4 protein-coding genes are annotated in these 4,437 nt (G+C 72.7%); all 4 read right to left on the minus strand.

The window, feature by feature from the left end; genetic code table 11:
• Nucleotides 1-114 precede the first annotated feature (114 nt).
• Genes MXD58_RS20900 through MXD58_RS20915 form a run of 4 tightly spaced genes read right to left on the minus strand, consistent with a single transcriptional unit; the run spans nt 115 to nt 4,221 of the window.
• Entirely contained in the window at nt 115-873 is a 759-nt protein-coding gene (locus MXD58_RS20900; RefSeq protein ID WP_248838817.1) for an ABC transporter ATP-binding protein, read from the minus strand.
• Nucleotides 873-1,700 carry an ABC transporter ATP-binding protein gene (locus MXD58_RS20905; RefSeq protein WP_248838818.1) on the minus strand — a complete coding sequence of 276 codons (828 nt, stop codon included), beginning with the start codon at nt 1,698-1,700 and terminating at the stop codon, nt 873-875. The genes MXD58_RS20900 and MXD58_RS20905 overlap by 1 nt, the downstream gene beginning before the upstream one ends.
• Nucleotides 1,697-3,292 (minus strand): branched-chain amino acid ABC transporter permease, encoded by a 1,596-nt coding sequence (locus MXD58_RS20910; protein ID WP_374616432.1) that lies wholly within the window; start codon nt 3,290-3,292, stop codon nt 1,697-1,699. Before MXD58_RS20910 ends, MXD58_RS20905 begins: the two co-directional genes overlap by 4 nt.
• Nucleotides 3,289-4,221, minus strand: a complete 933-nt coding sequence (locus tag MXD58_RS20915; protein ID WP_248838819.1) for a branched-chain amino acid ABC transporter permease — start codon at nt 4,219-4,221, stop codon at nt 3,289-3,291. The genes MXD58_RS20910 and MXD58_RS20915 overlap by 4 nt, the downstream gene beginning before the upstream one ends.
• Nucleotides 4,222-4,437 lie beyond the last annotated feature (216 nt).

Genomic DNA, 4,437 nt, shown 5'->3' on the forward strand with positions numbered 1-4,437 from the left:
GGGTCCGGCGGCACTCCGGGCACCGACGGCACTCCGGGGGCAGGCGGCACTCCGGCGGCAGGCGGGCTGGGCGAACGTCCGCCGGCCCGATCGGCGGGGACGCCGATCGGTCGGCTAGTGCGCGGGGTCCCCAGCGGCCGCGGGGTCCCCGACGGCGGCGACGGCGGCGACGTCCTCGCCGAGATACGCCTGGCGGACGCGGTCGTCGGCGAGCAGGCCCGCAGCGCTGTCCGCGAGCACGACCCGGCCGTTCTCCAGGACGTAGCCCCGGCCGGCGATCCGCAGCGCGCTGGCCGCGTTCTGCTCAACCAGTAGCACCGCGACCCCGTCCCGGTTGATCTCGGCGATCACCTCGAAGATGGTCTGGACGACCATCGGCGCCAGCCCCATCGACGGCTCGTCGAGCAGCACCAGCCGGGGCCGGCTCATCAGCGCGCGCCCGATGGCCAGCATCTGCTGCTCGCCGCCGGACAGCGTCCCGCCGGCCTGGCCGATCCGTTCCTGCAGCCGCGGGAACAGGGCGAACACCCGCTCCAGATCCTCGCGCGTGTGGCGGCGGTCGCGGTAGGCGCCCATCAGCAGGTTCTCCCGGACGCTCATGCTCGGGAACACCCGCCGGCCCTCGGGCACGTGACTGACGCCGCGGGCGACCAGGTCGTGCGCGGGGATCTCGGACAGCGGCCGGCCGTCCAGCAGGATCTCGCCCGACCCGGGGCGCAGCAGCCCGGAGACCGTGCGCAGGGTGGTCGTCTTGCCGGCACCGTTCGCGCCGAGCAGCGTGACGATCTCCCCCTCGGCGACCTCCAGGCTGATGCCGCGCAGCGCGGTGACCGCCCCGTAGGCGACCTCGACGTCCGTCAACGTCAGCAGCATCAGCGCAACTCCTTGCGCGTCCCGGCGTCGACGCCGAGATACGCCTCGATGACCGCGGGGTCGCGCTGGATCTCGCCGGGCGTGCCGTGAGCGATCACCCGGCCGAAGTTCAGCACCGTCACCGACGTCGCCAGCGACATCACCAGCGTCATGTCGTGCTCGATGAGCAGCACCGACACCCCCGTTCCCGCGATCCGGGTGATCAGTGCGGCGAGGTCGTGCTTCTCCGCCGGGTTGGTGCCGGCGGCCGGCTCGTCGAGCAGCAGCAGGCCCGGGCCGGTGCCGAGCGCCCGGGCGATCTCCAGCCGGCGCTGCTCGCCGTAGGGCAGGGAGGCCGCGAGCTCGTGCGTGCGGTGCCCGAGGCCGACCAGCTCCAGGAGCTCGCGTGCGCGGCGCACGCCGTCCCGCTCGGCCCGGCGGGCGTGCGGCAGCCCGAGGACGGCGCTCAGCGCGCCGTAACGCTGGCGGACCTCGGTGCCGATCTGCACGTTCTCCAGCGCGGACAGCGCCGGGAACAACCGAATGTTCTGGAACGTCCGGGCCACGCCGAGGCGAGTGATCGCGTGCGGGCGGCGGCCGACGAGCTCGGCGGGGCGCCCGGAGCTCGGCCAGAACGTGACCGACCCGCGCTGCGGGCGGTACGCCCCGGTGAGGCAGTTGAACAGCGAGGTCTTGCCGGCGCCGTTCGGACCGATGACGGCGAGGATCTCGCCGCGGCGCTGGCGCAGCGAGACACCGTCGAGGCTGGTCACGCCACCGAAGCGCAGCTGCAGGTCGCGCGCCTCGACGACCAGGTCACCGGTGTCGTCACCGGCGCCGGCGCTCACGGCCGGCCGCCGCTCGGCGCGGCGCCGAGGGAGTCGGCGGAGCCGATCCCGGCCTCGGACAGCTCGATCTCGCGCCGTCGGCGCCGGGACGGCACGAGCCCCTGCGGACGGAAGATCATCATGATCACGATGACGGCCCCGAAGTAGAGGTAACGGTCCGCGGGCTCCACCTTGTCCCGCAGGTAGAAGGCCAGACCCTGCAGCACCACCGCGCCGACGACGACGCCGAGCCGCGAGCCCATCCCCCCGAAGATGACGACCGCGACGACGAAGAACGACGCCTGCAGGCTGAACGACTGCGGGTTGAAGAACTGCTTCGACGCGAACAGCACCCCGGCGAAGCCCGACACCGACGCGCCGATCGCGAAGGCCAGCAGCTTCAGCCGCAGCGTCGCCACTCCGGTGGCCTCGGCGGCGACCTCGTCCTCCCGGATCGCCGCCCAGGCCCGGCCGATCCGGGACCGTTCGAGCCGCCCGAAGGCGATCATCACCAGGACGACGATGGCCAGCAGCAGGTAGTAGTAGGGCTTGGGATCGATGCCCCACGTGTAGTCGAGGCCGAGCAGGTGGACCGACAGGTGCGGCACGCCGAACGCGCCCCGGGCCCCGTTGGTGATGCCGTCGGCGTTGTTGGCGAGCAGATGGATGATCTCCCCGAACCCGAGGGTGACGATCGCCAGATAGTCGCCGCGCAACCGCAGCGTCGGCGCGCCCAGGATGACACCTGCGAGCGCGGCGAGGACCAGCGCGATCGGGAACACGAAGAACGGGTTGAGCGTGAACGGCGCGTGCCATGGCATCGCCGACTGCGAGGTGAAGTAGGCCGTGGTGTAGGCGCCGATGGCGAAGAACGCGATGTAGCCGAGGTCCAGCAGGCCCGCGTAGCCGACGACGACGTTCAGGCCGAGCGCGAGCAGCGCGTAGATGCCGATGTCGGTGACCATCGACTGCTGGGCGGCGGTGGAGACCACCTGCGGCGCGATGATCGCGATGGCGAGGAGCACGAGGTTCAGGACGATCGGGGCGCCGCGGCGGCCGGTGAGGGCGCCGACGGGCGCGCGCACCGGCGCGGCGAGTTGGGTGATCACCCCGCGCAGCGCCGCCCAGAGCACCAGCACCAGCCACAGCGCGACGGCGAGGACACCGAACAGCACGATCCGCGGATCAGCGATCGAGTCCCAGGCGGCCCGCAGCGGTTCGTCGGAGTTGCCCGTCGGCCCGGTGACGACCGCGGCGAGCAGCCCGACCAGCACCAGCACACCCAGCTGGCGCAGCCGGGCGGGCGCCAACAACATCGCCGGATGCCACGGCGGCCGCCCGCCCGACGACACGCCGCCCGACGACACGGCGCCCGAGGACACGGCGCCCGAGGACACGGCGTCGCCGGCAGCCGCGGCGGTGCCGGCGGGGCTGTCGGGCCGGGGCGCCGGGGGGTCGGTGGAGCCGGATCCGGCGGGATCAGCCGGCCCGGACTGGGCCGGGGGGGGTCGCAACGCCATCGTGCCCGCGTCGGCGGGGGCGCCCGGGGCCGGTTCCGGCTGGTCGCCCGGGGTCGCGGACAAGGGCTGGCCGGGGACGTTCGGCGCGCTCACGCGGCCCGTCCCAGACGCTCACCGAGCAGGCCGGACGGTCGAATCATCAGGATCGCCACCAGCACGAGGAAGGCGATGACGTCCTTGTAGGACGCCTGGAACAGATAGCCACCATAACTCTCGACGAGGCCGAGAAGCAGGCCTCCGAGCATCGCCCCGCGGACGTTTCCGATGCCGCCGAGGACAGCGGCTGTGAACGCCTTCACCCCGGGGACGAAACCCATGCTGTACGACGCGTTGAACGTCATCGCGTAGAGAAAGCCGCCGGCGCCGGCGAGCAGACCGCCGACGATGAACGTGACGATGATGATCCGCTCGACGTTGACGCCCATCAGCACCGCGGTGTCGGCGTCCTGGGCGACCGCTCGGATGCCCTGGCCGAGGCGGGTGCCGGCGACGAGGCGGTCGAGGCCGATGAGCATCGCCACCGCGACGGCGAAGATGACCAGCGACTGGGTCGACACGTCGGCGCCGAAGATGGTGAACACCGTGCCGTTGTGGAACAGGTCCGGCAGGTCGACGTTCTGCCGGCCGAACTCCTTGCCCGCGAGGTTCACGGCGAACAGCGACGCGCCGATCGCGCTGATCAGGTAGGCCAGCCGGGGCGCCGAGCGGCGGCGCAGCGGCCGGTAGGCCACCCGTTCGAGAGTGAAGGCGGCGAGCCCGCCGCAGATCGCCCCGGCGCCCAGGCCGATCGCGACCAGCCCGACGGACTCCAGCCCGCCGGGCACCGACCCGTCCCCGGGCAACAGCGCGCGGGCCACGAACAGCCCGCCGAAGGATCCGAGCATGAACACCTCGCTGTGGGCGAAGTTGATCAGCTGGAGCACCCCGTACACGAGCGTGTACCCGAGCGCGATGACCGCGTACAGCGACCCGACCATCAGACCGTCGATGGTGAGCTGCCAGAACTGGTCGAAGAAACCCATACGTAGGCCGTTCGTCAGTGGGCAAGATGCGTCGGACAAAGCGGTTCTTGGGACTGTGCGGGTTCATGGGACTGTGCGGGTTCATGGGACAGAGCGGGTTCTTGGGACAGCATTCCGCTGCACCGGGCGGTCCGCCAGCGGGCGGGGGGGGGGGGGGGGGGGGGGGGGGGGGGGGGGGGGGGGGGGGGGGGGGGGGGGGGGGGGGGGGGGGGGGGG

This window comes from Frankia sp. AgKG'84/4, assembly GCF_023242965.2.
Taxonomy (GTDB): domain Bacteria; phylum Actinomycetota; class Actinomycetes; order Frankiales; family Frankiaceae; genus Frankia.